Raw genomic sequence first — 19,884 nt, 5'->3', positions numbered from 1 at the left:
TAAGTTTTAATACCTAGGGTAAACGTTTACCTTAACACAAAATATGATAACATTATCATATAATTATTGTCAACTATATTTAAAAAGATTGTGAGATAAAGTGTATAATGAAGAAAATATCGATTAAGGATATCGCTGAATTAAGCGGATATTCAATAGCAACAGTTTCAAGAGTGATTAATAAAAAAGGAAAGTATTCTAAAAGAACGGAAGAAAAAATTCTGAAAATAATTGACGAAACTGATTATCACCCTAATTACAGCGCCAAAAGTTTAAGAGGAAATCAAAGCTATACAATAGGTGTATTAATCCCTGACATAACCAATAGCTTTTTTAGTTCTCTAGTGCAAGAAATTGAAAAATCCCTATTCAATGCTGGATACTCAACGATCATAACCAGCACAAATAGAAATAAAGAAAAAGAAACTCAATACATAAATACTCTCTTAGCAAAAAATGTGGATGGTCTGATCATAATTTCAGGAGAAAAAAACTTTGATATTAGCGAATACCCTCTCTTACAAGAAACACCTTTTATTTGTATCGATAGACGCCCTAGCCATAATACTCCTGCTTCATTAATATCCTCCGATCACTTTCAAGGAGCCTACGAAGCTACAAAAGCTTTATTAGACAAAAATGTCACACACCCTGTTATTTTAGTCTATGATAAAGATAACCCTTCTGCCATTGATAGAATAGGCGGCTTCAATCAAGCTATTTCTGATAATAATTTACCTTTTTATCGCGATCAGGTTTATGAATTAGGATATAAAAGTACTGATGAGATAACCAAAGCTATTAGATATATAATAGCTAAAAATAATATTGACGGTATTTTCGCTATTAATGACGATATTGCAGCTCTATCAATTTCAATAGCTAAAAATTTAAATGTTTCTATTCCAAAAGAACTTAAAATTATTGGTTTTGATAATTCGAATTTTTGTAACTATACTTCTCCTACACTGAGCAGTGTTAAGCAAGATACTAGTAGCATAGCTAAAAAATCTGTCAGTCAACTCATTAAAGAAATAGCTAATCCAAGCGCCAAAAAAAAGAAGATATTGGTACCAACAGAATTATTCATTAGAGATAGCATTTAATTTTTGAATTGTTAATCTAAACTAGAATTTTTCCTAAACTAAAACATTGATGTTTGACCTTGCCAACCTATCAACTTTAAATCTTCAAGCGATCCTCGATACCCTAGGGGTTGAAAGTTAGACTGCCTCAAGGCAAAAAATCATCTAATCTTCCCTTTTTGACACAGTTCTTTAAAAAGACTTCAATGGGGAGCGATAATTTAGAGATTTTCTTGAAATTATATTTCAAACACGGGCAACTTGACTTAATTCTTCTTGTGATATATCAGTGAAATACATCTCCTTAGGTAGAACATCTCTCCTAAGTAAAACCTTTGAATACTCGTTAAACCCACGTTGCGATGGGCAGCTAGGATCAGCGAAGTAGATGTCATTAACGTTTGCGATATCTTTCCAATCTAAAAAATCTTTATCACAGTCAACTGATTATTATTTGAAAGACGATAAAATAAAAAAGCTTTTAATAAACTAAAAAAGTATAATACAATAGATTATTACTATTTATTTAAAATTCAGTTATTTACTGGCATGCAGTTTAATGAGGCTACTGCTCTTTTTCTTAATCAATTTGATTTTAACAATCGTCAGATAAGAATTGATAGACAATATATTTATCTATTAAATGAATTTACTTTGCCTAAATGTAGCACAATAAAAACAATAGTATAGTTAGAAAAACTATTTAAAGAAAGAATTTTCCGCTTTTCCCTTTTTGAACCAGTCTATGCTAAAATAAAGAAAACTATGTAACAGGAGAGATAACCATGCAAGCTATTCATTACTATTTTATACGTCATGGTGAAACCGTCGCAAATGCGACAAATAAGGTTCAAGGGTGGACAGATTCTCCCTTAACTCCTCTTGGTAAAGAACAAATGCAACATCTTTCTCATAGCTTATCACGAATTTGCTTTGATATTGCCTTTTGCAGCGATCTGAGCCGAAGCATCACCAGCAGTCAAATTTTACTTAGTCAACAGAATAAACACATCAAAGCTACCCCTCTAAAAGAATTTCGTGAACTATACTACGGGGGGTTAGAAGGGCACGATCTCCAACAAGCCTGGCCTAAATCCTTAAGCGAGGAAGCTCTCTTTAAAGCTAAGCAAAATATTCCTCAAAACCAATGGATTCCTCAAATTATCGATACCTTGAGTCAAAGAGATCCCGAAGGAAAAGCTGAAGATTTTATGACTTTTTGGGATCGCCTAGAAGAAGGTATGCTGAAGGTCTATGATGATGCCATTGAATACCGCTTAGATCATATGACACCAGTGGTTAATGTAGCCATTGTTTCCCATCACACTCCTATTCGAAGTTTTCTTCATGAAGTTTTACCTGAATTTAATTTGGCTTCTCCTTTAGGATACGGGCACTATGGTCACGTCCTCTATCGGAACGGGAGCTATACTCTTTTAGAATGGGATCAAGCCTAATTCTAAAAAAGGCGCTAAGGAAGTACCTTAGCGTCTTTTTTTAGTTTTCATTTTTGGAAGAAGAATATCGAAAGACTTCTTTTCGAAGATCTCCTACTAAATAAAGGCTTCCAAACACGCAAATTAAAGCGTCATCAGCCTGGTATTTGCTCCAAAGATACGCTTTATCCAAGGCTTCATCCATAGAATGACAACTCGAAACCCCTACATGCTGCGTACCAGCTAAGGCTCTTACTAATTGTGCCAACTGAACAGCCGGCATGCCACGATGAGGATCCGGAGTTAAGGTAATAACTTCCTCAAATAAGGGTAACACTTCTCCAACCATTCGAGTAACATCCTTATCCTTCATCATTCCCATGATGGCTAAGCGAGGGGCAGAAGGGAAATAACTTTCTATACTATACCTCAAGGCACGAATGCCATCTAAATTATGGCTACCATCAATCACAATATCCGGCTGATGATGTACCCATTCAAAACGTCCCGGCCAATTCACCTGACTAAGGCCTTTTCTTATAGCTTCCTCACTCAACTTAAATCCTAACTCTTGCAACCATTGCAAAGCTTCTAAAGCAACAGAAGCATTCACCTCTTGATGTCTGCCTAGTAAATTTAAACAATACGTCTTTCCTTTGTAGGAAAAAATTTGCTGACGCCCTTTTCTTTCTAAATGTTCAATATCTTCTTGGTCCACTTTCCTCATTGGCGCATTTAGACGATCAGCTGTTTCCGTTAACACTTCTACCGCTTCTTGGGGCTCTGGATAGATCACAAGAGGCACGCAATATTTGATAATCCCCGCTTTTTCATGAGCAATGGCCGTTAAAGTGTTGCCAAGGTACTGCTGATGATCGTAGGCAATTTTAGTGACAACCGTCAAAACTGGAGACTTTACTAAATTGGTGGCGTCTAGACGTCCACCTAGTCCGACTTCTAAAACAACTACGTCGCACTTTTTTTCTTCAAAAATTAACCAAGCTAAAGCTGTAAATAATTCAAATTCCGAAAAATGAATATCTGTCCCCGCAATAGCTGTCTGAATACGATCAACTGTTTTTAGAAGCTGATCATCCGAGACTTCTTCTCCGTTGATACGAATCCTTTCGTTAAACCGAACCAAGGAAGGGGAGGTATACAAGCCCACCTTATAACCGGCTTCTTGTAAAGCCTTGGCAATCATCGAAGCCGTAGACCCTTTTCCGTTCGTCCCAGCAATATGCACTGTAGGTAACTTATCTTGAGGATTGTCAAAAAGTTCCATTAATCGGCGAATATTATGTAATCCTAACTTCCATTTTCCTTCTGGAGAGGTCGGTAAAGCCTCTGTTAATTCTCTGTATTCCACGTCCTTCATCTCCTATCCTTATTTTTATTCTAAAAGAGATTTCGAATGGATTCAATATTTTTCAAATGGACGCTGAGTGTTCCATCTGGATTATTTATCCATTCTACAACATTTGGATCGTAAAACAAGTCCAAAGGAATCGTTAATTCAATACCATTGGAGAGCTTTAATTTTTGACGTTGCATTTTGTTTGGAATCAACGGAGCATCCTGTCCATCTTCTAATTCAGAGAGATCGACTTCACTCATTTTTTCCATATAAGTCGTTTTTTTCCCTACATTATCTTTATAGAGTTGATCTGCCATTCTTTCATTGGAGAACCCCTCTTCTTGACTCATTTCGTGGTAGAGAATTTCTTTCGCCTTAGCCAAAGAATCATACACAGGATCATCAAAAGATTTAGCAGTAGCTTCTACGGCTTTCTTAATTTCCTTAATCGCTTCAGTCACACTCGCTTGTGGGCTTATCTTTAAAAAGAGACCACTAAAATACTCACAAGACTGCCCTTTCTCCTCTAAAACATGCTTTTTCTCAATTAAATAATAGTGCCCCGTTTTTAAGTTTACAACTAGTCCCTCATCGATAGCTTGTTTAGGTGAAGGCAAAATACTTCGATGAAGAACGAGTTCATTTTGTAAGTGTTCTTCTTCATAATTCACAAAATGAGTATAAAAAGTATTGTGATTTAACTTAAAAGCCCCTAAGTAAGTATCTCCATCTTCTAATAGAAATAAAGTCCATAACCAATCAGCAGGTGGGATGTCTGGATTATGTGCCATAATCTCTGTCAATTGCTGCGTTAACTGCTGACTTTGCCCAATAAAATCTGTTTCAGTGGCTTTTAAGGCTTTAAAGCTCGACTCCTCCCCCTTAAAATTTCCCTGCTTTCTCTTAAAACTCGTACTGACCTTTTCAATCATCGCTTCGATATACTTTTGAATATCTTCTATCGTTAAATCTAAGCCTTGTTCAGATAACACTGCTTGCCTTGTATTGCTATCATAAATATGCAAAACTGCCTGTTTAATAATGGCCATCTTTATTCCCTTCTATTATCTAATACGTTCTTTTTATTCCATAGAAAAAATGCTACACTCTCGTGTAGCACTAGCATCCTGTAATAAATTCAAATTAACTTTCTTCGCCGCGTTTTAAGGCAGGAATCACTTGATCCTTCAGATAAGCTTTAAATTCTTTTTTCACTTCTGGATGAGCGAGTGCATACTGAATACTTGCTTTCACCAAGCCTAAAGGTTCTCCCACTTCATACCAGTTACCTTCATAGTGAGCAGATAATACAGGCTGCGTCTTGGCTAATAAATTCAATGCATCTGTTAATTCTACTTCTCCTGAATGGGGATTGCGACCTACTTTTTCAATGGCATCAAAAATATCAGGCGTCAACACATACCTTCCGCAAATTGCTTTTGGATTTGCTCTATAATCGGTTGGTTTTTCAACCAAGCCTTTAATTTTAAAGACGTGATCCTTTAAAGCTTCAACTTCCTCAACAATTCCATAATGTTTCGCAGCTTCACTATCCACTTCTTGAGTTAAAATGGCGGTAGCGTTATGCTCCTCAGCAATTTGAATCACTTGCTTAGAAGCAGGAACATCGCTCCCCATAATATTATCTCCTAAGGTCAATAAGAAAGGCTCGTCTCCAACAAACGACTTAGCTTGATAAATGGCATCCCCTAGTCCATTAGGGTAATGCTGCCTTTTAAACTGAACATTAGCCAAAGTCGTTTCTTGAACCATCGCCAACAGGTCTTCTTTTTGCTTAGCGATGAGATTCTCTTCAAGCTCATAATTGGCATCAAAATGATCCTCAATCGACCGCTTATTACGCCCTGTTATAATTAAAATTTCTTCAATCCCGCTTTTAACGACTTCCTCTACAATGAATTGAATGACAGGTTTATCCATGACAGGCATCATTTCTTTAGCCATAGCTTTCGTTGCTGGGAGAAAACGGGTCCCCAAACCAGCTGCAGGAATGACGGCTTTTCTTATTTTTTGCATGTTAACTTGCTCCTTCCTTATTCACCGTGTTGGGTACGATAAGCTTCTTCATAAGCTTTCGCATATTTCGGTACATCCCCCGCTCCCATGAATAATAACACAGCTTTCTGATATTTTAATAAAGGCTGAACATTTTCTAAATCTAAATGGTAACAAGGCTTTTGAATCTTTTGAATAATATCGTAAGCAGATACTTCATGATGGTCTGTTTCTCGAGCAGAAGCAAAAATATCGCACACATACACTTCGTCCGCTAGATCCAATGCTTGTGCAAACTCATCGTGTAAAGCCTTTGTCCGTGAGTAAGTATGTGGTTGGAATACAGCAATAACGGGACGTGTTGGATATTGTTGCCGAGCAGCATCAATCGTTGCTTTAATTTCAGAAGGATGGTGAGCGTAATCATCCACAATCACATTATCTCCTAAAGGCCGCTCATTGAATCGACGTTTAACGCCCTTAAAAGTCTCAAAGGCTGCTTGAACAACTTCAGGATCCATGTCTTCTAAGCAGCAAAAGCCAATTACAGCTAAAGCATTCAAAATATTATGTTGTCCGAAAGTATGAACAAAGAATCTTCCATATTTTTCTCCATGAACATACACGTCAAACTGAGACCCTTCTGTTGTCCTGTTAATATTCTTAGCGACGATATCATAAGAATCCTCTTCCATACCATAATAAAGAATATCTACAATACCTTTAAACCGTTGAAGGTTCTTATCGCCCCCATAAGCAATCACTTTTTTCTTGACTTGTTTAGCAAATGCAAGGTTGGATTGATAAACTTCTTCTAAACTATGGTAAAAATCAGGATGGTCAAAATCAATATTCGTAAAAATAGCATAATCTGGGTGGTAAGCCAAGAAATGTTCACGATATTCATCTGCTTCTAACACAAAATAACGTGCATCTTCTAATCCCTTACCAGTCCCATCTCCGATTAAGTAAGCTGTTTTTTCAACGCTTGAGAGAACATGGGACACCAAACCCGTCGTTGAAGTTTTGCCGTGACATCCCGTAATCGCTACACTAGTAAATTTCTTAATCCATTCTCCCAGGAAATAATGATAACGCGTAATAGGGAGATTTAAAGCTTTGGCACGGACGATTTCAGGATGATCATCTTTAAAAGCATTCCCACAAATAATATGCATACCTGGTTGAATATTATCTGGATTAAATGGAAGGATTTTAATATTTGCTTTTTCAAGACCTTCCTGTGTAAAAAATTTCTCTTCTACATCTGAGCCTTGTACCTGATAACCAGATCCCGCTAACACCAAAGCCAAAGCAGACATTCCTGTTCCCTTAATCCCTGTGAAATGATAGATGACATCTTTATTCATTTTGTTTACTTTCTCCATTCAATTTCTTTTCTTGAAAAGGTGGTTTTAGTTTAGAATCTCTCGTCACTCTTTCCACAAAAGCGTGAGATTCGATTGGACGTTCATGAGCCATGATAGATTGCAAGTCCCTATTCAAGTGCCTTTTCTTCGCTTTTAAAGGAGCTTTTATCTTATTCTTAACTAAGTTATCAGAACTTTTAGGAAAATCTTTCTTGATTTCCGCTTTCTTAACCTCTTCTTTTGGCTGGATGTCGTCTTGTAACTGACTTTTAGGCAACTTCTTTTCATCCAGCAATAGCGGAAAAGACTTTTTATCATCTACAGGTTGATGATAATCTCCTTGCCAAATTGAAGGCACCTGAGTTGGCCTAAAAGGTCGCTTACTTTGTTCTGCTTGAAATTCCTTTAATTCTTGCCGTATGCGCGCTCTTTTTACTAACTTATCTTCCTTAGCCAAGAGTGCCGGTTGTTTTTCTTGATAAGAGAAAGGTGCTGTATATTCCTTTCGATGGGTCATTTCTCTCGAAAGATCTGGCTTTACAGCGTAATCCATTTCCCTCTTCTCCCTTTCTTCCAAACAAGAAGAGGGAGGCGCAGCATTCAAATAATTTGGAAAGTTCTTTTTGGCAAAAATAGGTTTCACTCTTTGCCGATTTTCACGTTTATAGAATGGTACGAAATCCATAGGCTTCATTCCCTTACGTTGACGAATAAACGGACGATTTTCCCGCATTATAAAAGTCCTTTGATTTTATCGAAGGGCGTTCCAGCAGAAATATCATCGGATAAACTCATAATCCCTATTTTTTCGTGTTCAGGATCTAACCCTAATTCATAAGCTGAACAAATCATTCCATAACTTTCTACTCCACGCAAAGTTCCTGACCAAATAACTTGACCATTTGGCATCACAGCACCAGGTAAAGCGACGACAACTGTTAACCCTGCTTCAATATTTTTAGCGCCACACACAATTTGTTGAACGCCTTCTTCTCCTAATTCTACCTTCGTTACATGAAGGTGGTCAGAATCCGGATGCTCTTCACAAGCTAACACTTTTCCTACAACAATACGCGGTTTAGATTCATACTGAATGGTTTCGAATCCTTGTTCATAGAGAAGTTGGTTAAGTTGATCCACTTGATCGGCAGTTAAAATCACATGCCCACACCCCTCAATTCCCATATAATGAGAAATCCGATGAATATTATAACCTACTGTCTCATTCGTTTTTTTATTATACAATCGTGTTACATCTGATAAAGTCTCGATTCCTAAGCTTTTTTGATCAATATCTGCAGACATAAGCATCAAGATATCGCCTACTGCCTTTGGATTATAGAAACTTAACCACATAATAATTCTCCTTTTTACTTTCCTTAATTCAGAACATTTCCATCCCTTGCATTCTGTATGCCCGACAGTTGTTTCCAACCTATACAGCATCAGCACAATTATAAACTGAAACCCCTTAAAAAGCAATTTCTCCCTCGAAAAGCCGCTTTGAGATTGCCAAGGACCTCAGGCGTGGTATAATAATTGAAATAACCTACTTAAATGTAAACGCAGGTCACCGTTTAGAAAGGATTTGTTCATGAAATCTTCAACTTCTCGTTTAAACACTTATTTTCCAAAATTGCAACATTCAGATTCCCATTTCTTTAGACTTCTTTTAGGCTGTGGAATCGTGATTGGGGGAGCTATGGGCTGCCTCCTCTACGATGCCTATCAAAGACGTCAGTGTCCAGATGGCATGGACGTTCTCAACCAAGTCAAAGCTTACTTCCAAGATCAAGGTCCGATTGAAGGGTCTTGGATGGAGCTAAAACCTGTCATCATTAATCGTTATGGACAATCTCAAGAAGTGTATTACGGGGGAATTTCCAGAAAAGAAAACGACAAAATCGTCCAATATGAATTTATGGCAGACACCCTAACCGGTCAAATTCTCACCATTTATCCCCTTTAAATAAAAAAGGTCTCATATCTCCATAATATGAGACCTTTTAGTTTAACGAAAATGCGCACTTAATCGATAGATCCTCTGACCACGCCGACTGAATTTTTCTTCATACTCAGTTTGAATATTTTCTCCCACATCTGCATGATGAAGATCTAAAGAAACCTCATCCAACCACATGCCATAATTAGCCAGTGACATCAAAGAATATTCAAATAGTCCCTGATTATCTGTCTTAAAAATCAATTGGCCGTTTTCTTTCATCACTGTTTGATATTGCTGAAGGAAATTTTTATGGGTCAATCTTCGTTTAGCGTGACGTTTTTTGGGCCAAGGATCTGAAAAATTAAGATAAATCCCTGCAACCTCATCTTCTTCAAACATCTCTGTAAGCTCTTGCCCATCTCCTCTCACAAATTTTAAATTAGGGAGTTGAGAATCTAAAGCTTTTTGCAGAGCCATCACTAACACATCTGAAATCATTTCAATACCGATAAAATTGACTTCTGGATGAGCTTGTGCCATACCAATTAAAAATTGCCCTTTTCCTGTTCCAATCTCTATCTTTAAATCTTGCTCTTTTTCAAAGACTTGTTGCCATTTTCCCTTATAATCATGAGGGGAAGTAATTACCCACTCTGGATGATCATTCAACAAATCTTTTGCCCACGGTTTATGTCTAACGCGCATGCCATTCTCCTTTTCTTTTTCAATTGAAAAGCAGGCCTCTTTACCGACCTGCTTTTTATTTTCCTTTAAAATACCGATTTGCAAAAATATGTTTCAACAATAAGATCTTTTGATTTAAGGGATACATCCTATCTTTTTCAAAATCATTCCGAATCAAAATAAGAAGATTCATTAAGGAGTACCACTCAATACGATAATAGATCTCCGCACTCACCTGCAAATGATAAAGATCAAACCAATAGTCCCACTCTTCAAAAGGAACATATTGAACCAATAACTGGGTAATATCAGACATAGGATCCGCAATTCGAACACTCTCCCAGTCTACCAAATAAAGTCTATGATCTTCAGAAAGAATAAAGTTTCTTCGATTCAGATCCCCATGGCAAACTGAACGCTTATTATTTTGAACAAAAGGAAGCGTATCATAAAGATAATCTTTCACTTGATTTAAAAAGGTTAACGAAGCCAATCTTTCAGGAATATTTTGCTCAAATGCTGCTAAAAAATCTTCTGGGTCCCAGACTTTTCCACCTATTTTAACGAGCATATTGTACAAGTTTTGAGAGGTCTGATAACGATGTAATAATTTCACCACAGTTCCTTCTTGAATTTCTTGATGCGATAAAATATGTCCAGATAACCATTCTTGAGCGGAAAAAACATCTCCATTTGCTGTCCTTTTCGTCCAGATCAATCGAGGGGTAATTCCCTCCATAGACAAGGCCGCAAGAAAAGGTGATGAATTCCGTTTGAGGAAAATTTTCTCTTGTTTATGGATTCCCATAAAGGCTTGCCCTGTATCCCCTTCAATGGGATGTAAAGTCCATTCTTGATCGAACTGGAACTCCATTTATTTTCCTCCTTACCGTATTCTACCTACACTTGCTACTGTTTTATTTTCAAACCACCAGTAAACAGTACTCTTTATTTTAGTCAGAAAAAGACTTCGAGTCAATACTTATCTTTCATTTTACTGTTATCTTTCCTAACGAGCTAAAAAGCGAGGAAGCTTAACTTTCTTCAAAAAGGCAAGCATCCCCAGTGACCCGCAAAGGAAAAGGCCAGCTAAAAAGAAAGCCTGCTGATAAGCTAATACACAGGCATAACCTCCTACTTGAAAAGCTACAGGCTGCCATAAAAATAAATTAACCCCGCGCTCTAATTCGCCATTTCCTATCGGATATAAATTTAATAGCGAATAGCCCTTGGCCAGCTTAACCAAAGGGAAAAGCTGTAAGGTGGTCAAATACGTCCACACCACAGCAAATAGAACTGTCAGCCAACACTTGGGGAAGATAAAGATTAATACTCCTCCCAGAAGACCTCCTCTCACCCAGGCAAATAAAACTTCTCGTCCGCGCCAAAAGATACGTTGCAATAAGAAATAATAAACAGATCCTCCTTCTTTAGGCGAACACAACAGGGCATCTAGAAACTTTCTTCTTTGAATCGACCGTTTTTTTATCGGTAAATCTACAAACAAAGACAATAACCTAGAAATTCGATCTTGTCGATTTCTTTCATAAGCCACCATTTCTCGCCAATCGTACGGCACACCTTGTTCCAAAGTTTGCCACTGACTCCAAGCTAGCACCACAAGAAAAGTCACAAAAATATCCGGCCATACCACAGAGGCGCGAAGACTCCAACTAAACATCCCAAAACTTAAGACAAAGCAGCAAAGAGAGAAAAGACTCCGAAAAGTCTTTTGACCCAATTGAAATCTTCGATAGGTTATGAGTAAGCGTACAAGTACTAAACCCACAGCTAGTCCCCACACTCCTAAGATTTCCCACCGTCCAAAATGCGCATAAAGTTTTAAAAAGGGGTAGGAACATCCTACACCTATACTTTGAATGAGCAAAGGAAAGCCCAAACTTTTAAGAAAAGATGCTTTCAAATATTCCTTCCAATGACTTTCTAAAGGCAGCAAGAAAAAGGGATCCGCTTCTTCCATGTAGAGGGCAATGTGACCAAGGCAAGTACTTATTAAAGCCATTAAAAGTGCCCAAACACTATCGATAAAGAAAGAGTTCTCAGGGCTTTGCTTGAGCCATAAGCTGTATTGAACCGCTAAGGATACAAGAACAAATCCGACTGCTACTATAAAGTGATCATTAAAAATATACTTGTAATATTTTTGAAGGGCGTGGCGATACTTTTTTCTTCGCTCGATGAATAAATTAGTGAGCATGAGGCATCACTCCCCTGGCTAAATCAATATAGAGTTCATCTAAACTTGCCTTAGGCCTATCGAATTGTCGGCGAATCTCCTCCAAATTTCCCATTGCTTGGATGCGTCCTTGCTTAAGGAAAACAAAGCGATCGCAATAATGTTCTGCTGAACGAAGGATATGAGTAGTCAACAAGATGCCCGCTTGCTTCTTCTTTTTCTCTAAAAGTGCCTGAATCAAATCATCAATAGCTAGAGGATCTAATCCTACAAAAGGTTCGTCAATCACATATAGACTTGCTTCTACTATTAACGCACACACCAACATCACTTTTTGGCGCATTCCTTTAGAGAAGTGAATAGGCAGCCAATCTAAACGATCTTCTAAACGAAAAGTTTTCAAAAGAGGGAGGGCTATTTCATGGGCGCTTTCTAAAGGAATGCCATAAGCCATGGCCACCAAGTCAATATGCTCACGTAAAGTCAATTCTTGATATAAAATAGGTTGTTCTGGAATATAAGCCAAACTCCTTCGATAAGCTTGATTGTCACTTTTCAAACTATGCCCATTCAAGAGAATTTCTCCACTTCTTGCTTGTAAAAGACCGATAATGTGTTTAATGGTTGTCGACTTTCCTGCACCATTTAAGCCAATTAACCCCACAATTTCTCCGCTATTGACAGTAAAATTAAGGTCATGTAAGACGGGAAGGCGACTATAGCCTCCTGTTAGATGTTGTACTTCTAATCTTTTCATTGATTTAATCTCTTTTCATTGTTAGGTGTCTTCTTAAGTGTATCAAAACTTTATCATTTTGGCGATGAAAACTTCACTCACAAATTGAGAGTCTGCCTTGCTTGTGATACACTATAAGCAAAGAAACTGTCAAGATACCAAAGGAAGGAAGATTCTTATGTCAGATTGCGTTTTTTGTAAAATTGCCAACGGGGAAATCCCTACAAACATGGTCTATGAAGACGAAGTCGTTGCTGCTTTTCTAGATACCTCCCAAGTAACTAAAGGGCACACCTTACTTGTCCCTAAGAAACACTTGGCCAACATTTTTGATTATGATGTGAAAGATGCAGGCGCTATTTTCCGTCGTATTCCTATTATCGTTAATGCTCTTCAGAAGGCTTTTCCAGATATGAAGGGAATCAATCTTCTTAATAATAATGGCGAAATTGCTTATCAAACCGTGATGCACTCACATCTTCATTTCCTCCCTCGCTATCAAAAAGAAGAAGGTTTTGGCATCAAATTTGAAAATAATAGTAGTCAATACAGTGATGAAGATCTCAAAAATATGGCTAAAAAAATTAGCCAAGCTATTGAGGTGTAACGATGTCTCACTCCTTTAGTCGGGGAATGATTGTAGGTGCTGTTATCGCAGGGACCTACGTTCTCCTTCATTCTCCCCATTCTGGGAAAAAGAATCGTCAACTTCTTGCCCAACGTTTCATCCGTTTGCAGTCCATTGTAAAAGAGGGGCACATGCATTTTACTAAAGGGCAAAAAGCTCTCACCCACCTCACAGAAGAAGGTTTTCCGAAAGCTCAGGCTTTTTCACAAGAAATAGAGGGCCTTATTCGCAACTATCAAATTGAAATTTCTTCTGATTTGAAACATTTAAATAAGGCTCTCGTCACTTTAAATCAACATTTAGAAAAACATTAGATCTGTTAACAGGAGTTTAAGAATATTGGAAGATTTCTTGAACTCCTGTTCCTTTCATTGAGTTTCTTACTTCCTTATGCTATATTTTTATACGTATAAATTAATAAAAGAGGAGCGAAATTCATGCGTTTTAACAAAAAATTTAATCTCGTTTTAATAGCTAGTTTAAGTGCCCTATCCTTAGCTGCTTGTCAAAAAAATAGCGAAGAAATCGTCACTGGGAACGGGATCTCCATTTCAAGAAATGCTTTCAATGATAAATTAAAAAAAGCAGCCGGTGAACAACTCGTCCGTCAAATGGTCTTAACAGAAATTGCTAAGAAAGAACTTGGAGAAGATCGCTTCAATGAAATTGTCAAACAAGCTACCCAACAAGTCATTCAAAGCAAAGCCTCAATGGGCGGAGAAGACAAATTCAAAGATGCTCTCCAGAAATCTGGTATTGCCTCCGAAGAAGCTTACAAAGAAACCATGATTAACTATCAAGCGACTCAAGAAACCTTTAAAAAGAACATCAATATCTCAGATGATGAGTTGAAAGAAGCATACGATAACTATACCCCCGCTTCTGAAATTTCCCATATTTTAGTAGATGACGAAGACAAGGCGAAAGACCTCATTAAACAGCTCGATGAAGGAGCTTCCTTCCAAGACTTAGCTAAAAGTAACTCCAAGGACACTGCAAGTGTTACTAAAGGTGGATCTTTAGGCAAGGTTGAAAAAGGGAAAATGGTCAAAGAATTTGAAGACGCTGCCTCCCAACTCAATGATGGAGAATACACCAAAGAACCTGTCAAAACAAACTATGGTTACCATATCATCAAGATGGACAAAAAAGGACAAAAGGGAAGCTTTGACGAAGAAAAGGACAAACTTAAAGAGAAACTTCAAACTGAAAAGCTCAAGAATCCAGATGTTCTCACCCAAATCACAAGAGATCTCTTGAAGAAATATGAAATTAAGGTCAAAGATTCTGACTTGAAGAATGCCCTTAAAGACTTCACCGAACAAAAGAAAAAAGAAGAAAAGAAAGATGATGCTGCTAAAACAGATAAACCTAAAGCAGACAAGTCCGCAGATAAAAAAGAAGAGAAGAAATAAGCTTTCCTCCCTCTTCGCAGAAAAACCGATCTCCAAAAGTGGGGATCGGTTTTTGAATAGAAGAAAACTCTCCCTAAATTCGGTTCAATTTAGGGAGAGTTTCTTTTTTTACATATTTTCTGCTATTCCACTGTCACAGACTTGGCGAGATTTCTTGGCTTATCTACATCTTGTCCACGATCAATCGTCGCATAGTAAGCCAACATTTGAGCTGGAATGACAGAAACCAATGGCGTAAGCATAGGATGAACTTTTGGAAGGACGATCTGGTCTCCTTCTTTTTCTAGACCTTTCATCGCAATCACTAAGTTATGCGCACCACGTGCCCGTGTTTCTTCGACATTTCCACGTGTCAATAAGGCGGTTTCTTTTTGGGTAATGATAGCAATGACAGGAACGCCTTCCTCAATCAAGGAGATGGTGCCGTGTTTTAATTCTCCTGAGGCAAAGCCTTCTGTTTGAATATAAGATACTTCTTTTAATTTCAAAGCAGCTTCGACAGAAACATTGTAGTCTAACCCACGTCCGATATAGAAAGCACACCGAGTCGTCTTGAAGAAATCAGTAGCTAATTCGTGATAATAATCATGTTGCGCAACCACTTCATCCATGGCTTGTGCCGCAATCGCTAATTCATGTTTCAAATTAAATGGACGTTCTAAACCTTTTTCTTTGGCTAATTGGTCTGCCACAATCGCCATGACCGTAATTTGACCGGTATAGGCTTTGGTGGAAGCCACTGCAATTTCTGGCCCAACATGTAAGAGTAAGGTATAGTCTGCTTCACGCGACAAGGTAGAGCCTGGAACGTTGGTAACCGTTAAGGAAGGATAGCTAGCTTCGTTGGTCTTCACTAAAACTTGACGGCTATCTGCGGTTTCTCCTGATTGAGTCAAATAGATAAAGAAAGGTTTTTCTGGTAAGAGAGGTGGATAATAGGCAAATTCTGAAGCCAAATGAACTTCTGTTGGGATCTGCGCAATTTTTTCAAATAAATTCTTGCCCACTAATCCAGCATGCATAGAAGTTCCTGCTGCCACAATATAAATTCGATCACTGATCATGATTTTATCCAAGATTTCTTGATCGACAGTCAATTCACCTTCTGCATTTTCATAATGTTGAATGATCTTGCGGATCGCTCCCGGTTGTTCATCAATTTCTTTTTCCATGTAGTAATCGTAGGTCCCTTTTTCCAGATCATTCGCATCTAAATTAGCGGTATAAGGGGCACGATCAACCACTTTTCCTTCTAAGTTTTCGATATGAATACTGTCTTGAGTAAGAGCTACTAATTCCTTATCATGGATTTCGATAAATTGATGGGTGTATTGAACAGTCGCTAAAGCATCTGAAGAAATGGTATTGAAGCCTTCCCCTTTACCAATCAACATTGGGCTTTTATTCTTGGCAGCATAAAGATGGTTCGGATCATTATCATCAATCAAGCCAAAAGCATAAGATCCTTCTAATACTTTCAATACTTCCCGTAAAGCTTCTAAGGCAGAGAGGCTCTTTTCACGAGCAAACTTAGCAATTAATTCAACAACAACTTCCGTATCTGTTTCACTCCTGAAAGTGATATCCGATAGATACTCTTCTTTTAAGGCTTGGAAATTGTCAATAACTCCGTTATGAACCAGCGTAAACCGTCCATCTTGAGACATATGGGGGTGAGCATTGCGTTCAGAAGGTTCACCGTGCGTTGCCCAACGCGTATGTCCAATTCCTAACCCTGCCTTAATGGAGTTATCTACTTTCTCTCTTAGAGCAGCAATCCGACCTTTTTTCTTAAAAAGATGACCCTTTTTATTAGGTTCGACAATATAAATTCCAGCCGAATCATAGCCACGGTACTCTAACTTTTCCAATCCATTCAATAACACTTCTTGCGCAGATTTATTTCCAATAAATCCTACAATTCCACACATAGTACATCCTCCTATTGAATCCTAGTTTCCTAGTTAAATGAAGGTACTACTTCACACCCGATTAGCCTTTTGGTCCCTTAGAGCTTTGTTACTAATCTTTGGATTGTGCAACCCCTGGATCATCCGCCGAATTTTCGATAAATCCAGTCCTCGTCACTGCCTCAGCAGTCTGGCGCTATTTACTTTTGTAAATTTTAGTATCAATAAGTAGTACTTTATTCTATATGCTATGCTAAATAATTTACAAAGTCAACCACTCCTTTCTTTCCCAGCTTTAAGCTTAAAAAAATCTTACAAAGCTCCTCTCTCTTTTGTATTAAAAAAGCCGCCTTTCATTAATCTTTAAAGCGATTAATGAAAGACAGCGTATCACAAGATTTAAAAATGAAAGGTCATTCTTCTAAAGACCGAGCTTCTAATTACCTACCCGTATTTCTTAGACTTTGAGATCATTTAAACAAGCTTGAGTAGCTTCTAACTTAGCTTGATAGTCCTTGCCCTTTTGACGTTCTGCTTCTACGACTGCTTCTGGTGCATTCGCTACAAAACCTTGATTAGCTAACTTCTTCTCTACACGTTCAACTTCTTTTTGCCACTTCGCTGCTTCTTTTTCAAGTCGAGCAATTTCTTCTTCCAAGTTAATAAATCCTGCAAGTGGTAGATAGATTTCTCCACCATCAAAGAAGAGCGTCATCGCATGATCTGGAACTTGCGTATCTTGGGCAATCACTAAACTCTTTGGACGAGCAAAGCGTTGTAAGTAATTGGTATTTTCCTCTAACATCGTTACGGCGGCTTGATCCTTAGCCTTCACCCGAATATCAATTGGTTTGGAAGGAGCGACATTATTTTCATTTCTGGCTGTTCGAATCGCCCGGATCAAACTAATCAAGCTTTCCATTTGTTTAGCGGCTTCTTCATTCATTTGATCTTCTTGAACCGTTGGATAAGCGGCTGTCACTAAAGATTCCCCAGAATGTGGAATATGTTGCCAGATTTCTTCTGTTACAAAAGGCATAATAGGATGCAAGAGACGAAGCATTTGATCAAGGGTGTAAGCTAAGACGCTGCGCGTTGTCTTTTTCGCTTCTTCATCGTCCCCTTGTAAAACTTCTTTACTCATTTCAATATACCAATCACAGAAATCATCCCAAATAAAGTGATACAAAGCCCGTCCGGCTTCCCCAAATTCAAAATGATCAAATCGGTCTGTGACTTTAGCGATCGTTTCATTTAATCGTGTTAAAATCCATTGATCAACGATTGAATCTACCTGACTAATGTCAACCTCATCATAAGTCATTTCGCCTAAATTCATTAAAGCGTATCGACTCGCATTCCAAATTTTATTAATAAAATTCCAAGCAGCTTCTAATTTTTCAGGATAGTAACGAATATCTTGCCCTGGCGTAGAACCTGTCGCTAAGAACCACCGTAAGGCATCTGCCCCATACTGGTCCACCACATCCATAGGGTCCACACCATTTCCGAGGGACTTAGACATTTTCCGACCTTGAGCGTCTCTAATCAAACCATGAATTAACACATTCTTAAATGGACGTTGGTCTGTGAATTCTAAGGATTGGAAAATCATACGACTTACCCAGAAGAAGATAATATCATAACCAGTGACTAAGGTATTTGTTGGGAAGTACCGTTTATAATCGGCTTGATCTGTATCGGGCCATCCCATCGTTGAAAAAGGCCATAAAGCACTTGAAAACCAAGTATCCAAAACGTCCGACTCTTGTTCCCAATTTTCGGCATCTTCCGGTTCTTCCATACCTACATAAATTTCACCTGTCTTTTTATGGTACCAAGCAGGAATTTGATGGCCCCACCAAAGTTGACGTGAAATGACCCAGTCATGTACATTTTCCATCCAAGTTAAGAAGGTGTTTTCAAAACGTGGGGGATAGAAGTCTACGCGCTCATCCGTTTTTTGATTTTCAATCGCACGTTTAGCAAGGGGAGCCATCTTCACAAACCATTGCGTAGATAATCGAGGCTCAACCACAGCATCAGACCGTTCAGAGTGTCCCACGCTATGGACCATTTCTTCAATTTTGACTAAAGCACCCGCCGCTTTTAAATCTTCCACAATTGCTTTGCGGCATTCTTCGCGTGTCATACCTTGATACTTACCCGCATTTTCATTCATCGTGCCATCTGGATTCATCACATTGATTCGTTCCAAATCATGACGATTCCCCACAGCAAAGTCATTCGGATCATGCGCAGGCGTAATCTTAACAACCCCTGTTCCAAATTCTCTATCGACATATTCATCTGCTATGACAGGAATCTCACGACCCACAATTGGCAAAATAACAGTTTTCCCAACGTAGTCTTTGTAACGGTCATCATCCGGATGGACAGCAACTGCTGTATCCCCGAGTAAGGTTTCTGGACGTGTAGTAGCTAACTCTAAGCTGCCTGATCCGTCTGCCAATGGATAAGAAAGGTGATAGAAGGCTCCCTTATCATCTTTATAGATCACTTCAATATCAGAAAGTGCTGTTTGGAAGACAGGGTCCCAGTTAATAATGTATTCCCCCCGATAAATAAGTCCCTTATTGTAGAGATCTACGAAGACTTTTCTAACGGCCTTTGACAAACCTTCATCTAAAGTAAACCGTTCACGCCGATAATCCACAGAAATTCCCATCTTTGCCCATTGGTTCCGAATGGTTTGTGCATATTCTTCCTTCCATTCCCAGGTCTTTTCCACAAATTTCTCTCGGCCTAAATCATAACGAGAAAGGCCTTCTTCCTTACGAAGTTTGGCTTCCACCTTTGCTTGGGTAGCAATCCCCGCATGGTCCATTCCTGGCAACCACAAAGTGTCATAGCCTTGCATCCGTTTTTGACGAATCAACATATCTTGCAAGGTAACATCCCAGGCATGTCCCAAATGCAACTTACCCGTTACATTAGGAGGAGGAATAACGATGGAATAAGGTTCTACTCCCTTATCTCCATTCGGTTCAAAGACTCCTTGCTTTAGCCATTTGTCATAGCGACCAGCTTCTACTTCATGGGGTTGATACTTATTTGGCATCTCAACTGTCGTCATAACTTTCT

General features: G+C 38.4%; 18 protein-coding genes. 6 read left to right on the top strand and 12 right to left on the bottom strand.

The window, feature by feature from the left end; genetic code table 11:
- Positions 1-107 precede the first annotated feature (107 nt).
- Positions 108-1,106: a LacI family DNA-binding transcriptional regulator gene (locus AWM71_RS05230; protein WP_060776962.1), complete on the top strand. Its 999-nt coding sequence runs from the start codon at positions 108-110 to the stop codon at positions 1,104-1,106.
- A 764-nt stretch (positions 1,107-1,870) separates the two neighbouring features.
- The gene (locus tag AWM71_RS05225; RefSeq protein WP_060776961.1) at positions 1,871-2,542 is read left to right on the top strand and encodes a histidine phosphatase family protein; all 672 of its coding nucleotides are present in this window, start codon (positions 1,871-1,873) and stop codon (positions 2,540-2,542) included.
- A 40-nt stretch (positions 2,543-2,582) separates the two neighbouring features.
- Here the strand turns inward: AWM71_RS05225 and AWM71_RS05220 are convergent, their stop codons facing one another.
- The 6 genes from AWM71_RS05220 to ytpR form a co-directional block, all read right to left on the bottom strand.
- Positions 2,583-3,890, bottom strand: a complete 1,308-nt coding sequence (locus AWM71_RS05220) for a bifunctional folylpolyglutamate synthase/dihydrofolate synthase (RefSeq protein WP_236701109.1) — start codon at positions 3,888-3,890, stop codon at positions 2,583-2,585.
- A gap of 29 nt (positions 3,891-3,919) precedes the next feature.
- The gene (locus tag AWM71_RS05215) at positions 3,920-4,927 is read right to left on the bottom strand and encodes a nucleoid-associated protein (RefSeq protein ID WP_060776959.1); all 1,008 of its coding nucleotides are present in this window, start codon (positions 4,925-4,927) and stop codon (positions 3,920-3,922) included.
- Positions 4,928-5,021: 94 nt separating this feature from the next.
- Positions 5,022-5,915, bottom strand: coding sequence for a UTP--glucose-1-phosphate uridylyltransferase (locus tag AWM71_RS05210; RefSeq protein ID WP_060776958.1), 894 nt, complete (start codon positions 5,913-5,915; stop codon positions 5,022-5,024).
- Between the two features lie 17 nt (positions 5,916-5,932).
- On the bottom strand, positions 5,933-7,264 hold the full coding sequence (gene murC / locus AWM71_RS05205) for a UDP-N-acetylmuramate--L-alanine ligase (protein ID WP_060776957.1): 1,332 nt from the start codon (positions 7,262-7,264) through the stop codon (positions 5,933-5,935).
- The gene (locus AWM71_RS05200; protein WP_060776956.1) at positions 7,257-7,997 is read right to left on the bottom strand and encodes a hypothetical protein; all 741 of its coding nucleotides are present in this window, start codon (positions 7,995-7,997) and stop codon (positions 7,257-7,259) included. Before AWM71_RS05200 ends, murC begins: the two co-directional genes overlap by 8 nt.
- The gene (ytpR, locus tag AWM71_RS05195) at positions 7,997-8,620 is read right to left on the bottom strand and encodes a YtpR family tRNA-binding protein (protein WP_060776955.1); all 624 of its coding nucleotides are present in this window, start codon (positions 8,618-8,620) and stop codon (positions 7,997-7,999) included. The genes AWM71_RS05200 and ytpR overlap by 1 nt, the downstream gene beginning before the upstream one ends.
- A gap of 238 nt (positions 8,621-8,858) precedes the next feature.
- On the opposite strand from ytpR, the gene AWM71_RS05190 reads away from it, so the two are divergent.
- The gene (locus AWM71_RS05190; RefSeq protein WP_236701108.1) at positions 8,859-9,233 is read left to right on the top strand and encodes a hypothetical protein; all 375 of its coding nucleotides are present in this window, start codon (positions 8,859-8,861) and stop codon (positions 9,231-9,233) included.
- Between the two features lie 42 nt (positions 9,234-9,275).
- Here the strand turns inward: AWM71_RS05190 and trmB are convergent, their stop codons facing one another.
- From trmB to AWM71_RS05170, 4 genes are all read right to left on the bottom strand, one after another.
- Positions 9,276-9,914: a tRNA (guanosine(46)-N7)-methyltransferase TrmB gene (gene trmB, locus AWM71_RS05185; RefSeq protein WP_060777466.1), complete on the bottom strand. Its 639-nt coding sequence runs from the start codon at positions 9,912-9,914 to the stop codon at positions 9,276-9,278.
- A gap of 55 nt (positions 9,915-9,969) precedes the next feature.
- On the bottom strand, positions 9,970-10,767 hold the full coding sequence (locus tag AWM71_RS05180; RefSeq protein ID WP_060776954.1) for a phosphotransferase family protein: 798 nt from the start codon (positions 10,765-10,767) through the stop codon (positions 9,970-9,972).
- Between the two features lie 135 nt (positions 10,768-10,902).
- A complete protein-coding gene (locus AWM71_RS05175; RefSeq protein ID WP_060776953.1) occupies positions 10,903-12,111 on the bottom strand; it encodes an ABC transporter permease in 1,209 nt (402 codons plus the stop codon).
- Complete coding sequence (locus tag AWM71_RS05170) at positions 12,101-12,847, bottom strand: ABC transporter ATP-binding protein (protein WP_060776952.1); 747 nt, start codon at positions 12,845-12,847, stop codon at positions 12,101-12,103. The genes AWM71_RS05175 and AWM71_RS05170 overlap by 11 nt, the downstream gene beginning before the upstream one ends.
- A gap of 157 nt (positions 12,848-13,004) precedes the next feature.
- On the opposite strand from AWM71_RS05170, the gene AWM71_RS05165 reads away from it, so the two are divergent.
- The 3 genes from AWM71_RS05165 (at position 13,005) to AWM71_RS05155 (ending at position 14,869) form a co-directional block, all read left to right on the top strand.
- Positions 13,005-13,433 (top strand): HIT family protein, encoded by a 429-nt coding sequence (locus tag AWM71_RS05165; protein ID WP_060776951.1) that lies wholly within the window; start codon positions 13,005-13,007, stop codon positions 13,431-13,433.
- Positions 13,434-13,435: 2 nt separating this feature from the next.
- Positions 13,436-13,768: a YtxH domain-containing protein gene (locus tag AWM71_RS05160; RefSeq protein ID WP_060776950.1), complete on the top strand. Its 333-nt coding sequence runs from the start codon at positions 13,436-13,438 to the stop codon at positions 13,766-13,768.
- A 123-nt stretch (positions 13,769-13,891) separates the two neighbouring features.
- On the top strand, positions 13,892-14,869 hold the full coding sequence (locus AWM71_RS05155; RefSeq protein WP_060776949.1) for a peptidylprolyl isomerase: 978 nt from the start codon (positions 13,892-13,894) through the stop codon (positions 14,867-14,869).
- 122 nt (positions 14,870-14,991) lie between these two features.
- Here AWM71_RS05155 and glmS read toward each other — a convergent pair whose 3' ends face one another.
- Positions 14,992-16,800, bottom strand: a complete 1,809-nt coding sequence (glmS, locus tag AWM71_RS05150; RefSeq protein WP_060776948.1) for a glutamine--fructose-6-phosphate transaminase (isomerizing) — start codon at positions 16,798-16,800, stop codon at positions 14,992-14,994.
- A 436-nt stretch (positions 16,801-17,236) separates the two neighbouring features.
- On the bottom strand, positions 17,237-19,876 hold the full coding sequence (locus AWM71_RS05145; RefSeq protein WP_060776947.1) for a valine--tRNA ligase: 2,640 nt from the start codon (positions 19,874-19,876) through the stop codon (positions 17,237-17,239).
- Between the last annotated feature and the right edge of the window lie 8 nt (positions 19,877-19,884).

The sequence above is a fragment of the Aerococcus christensenii genome (assembly GCF_001543105.1).
GTDB lineage: Bacteria > Bacillota > Bacilli > Lactobacillales > Aerococcaceae > Aerococcus > Aerococcus christensenii.
This window is presented reverse-complemented; position numbering and strand designations above follow the sequence as displayed.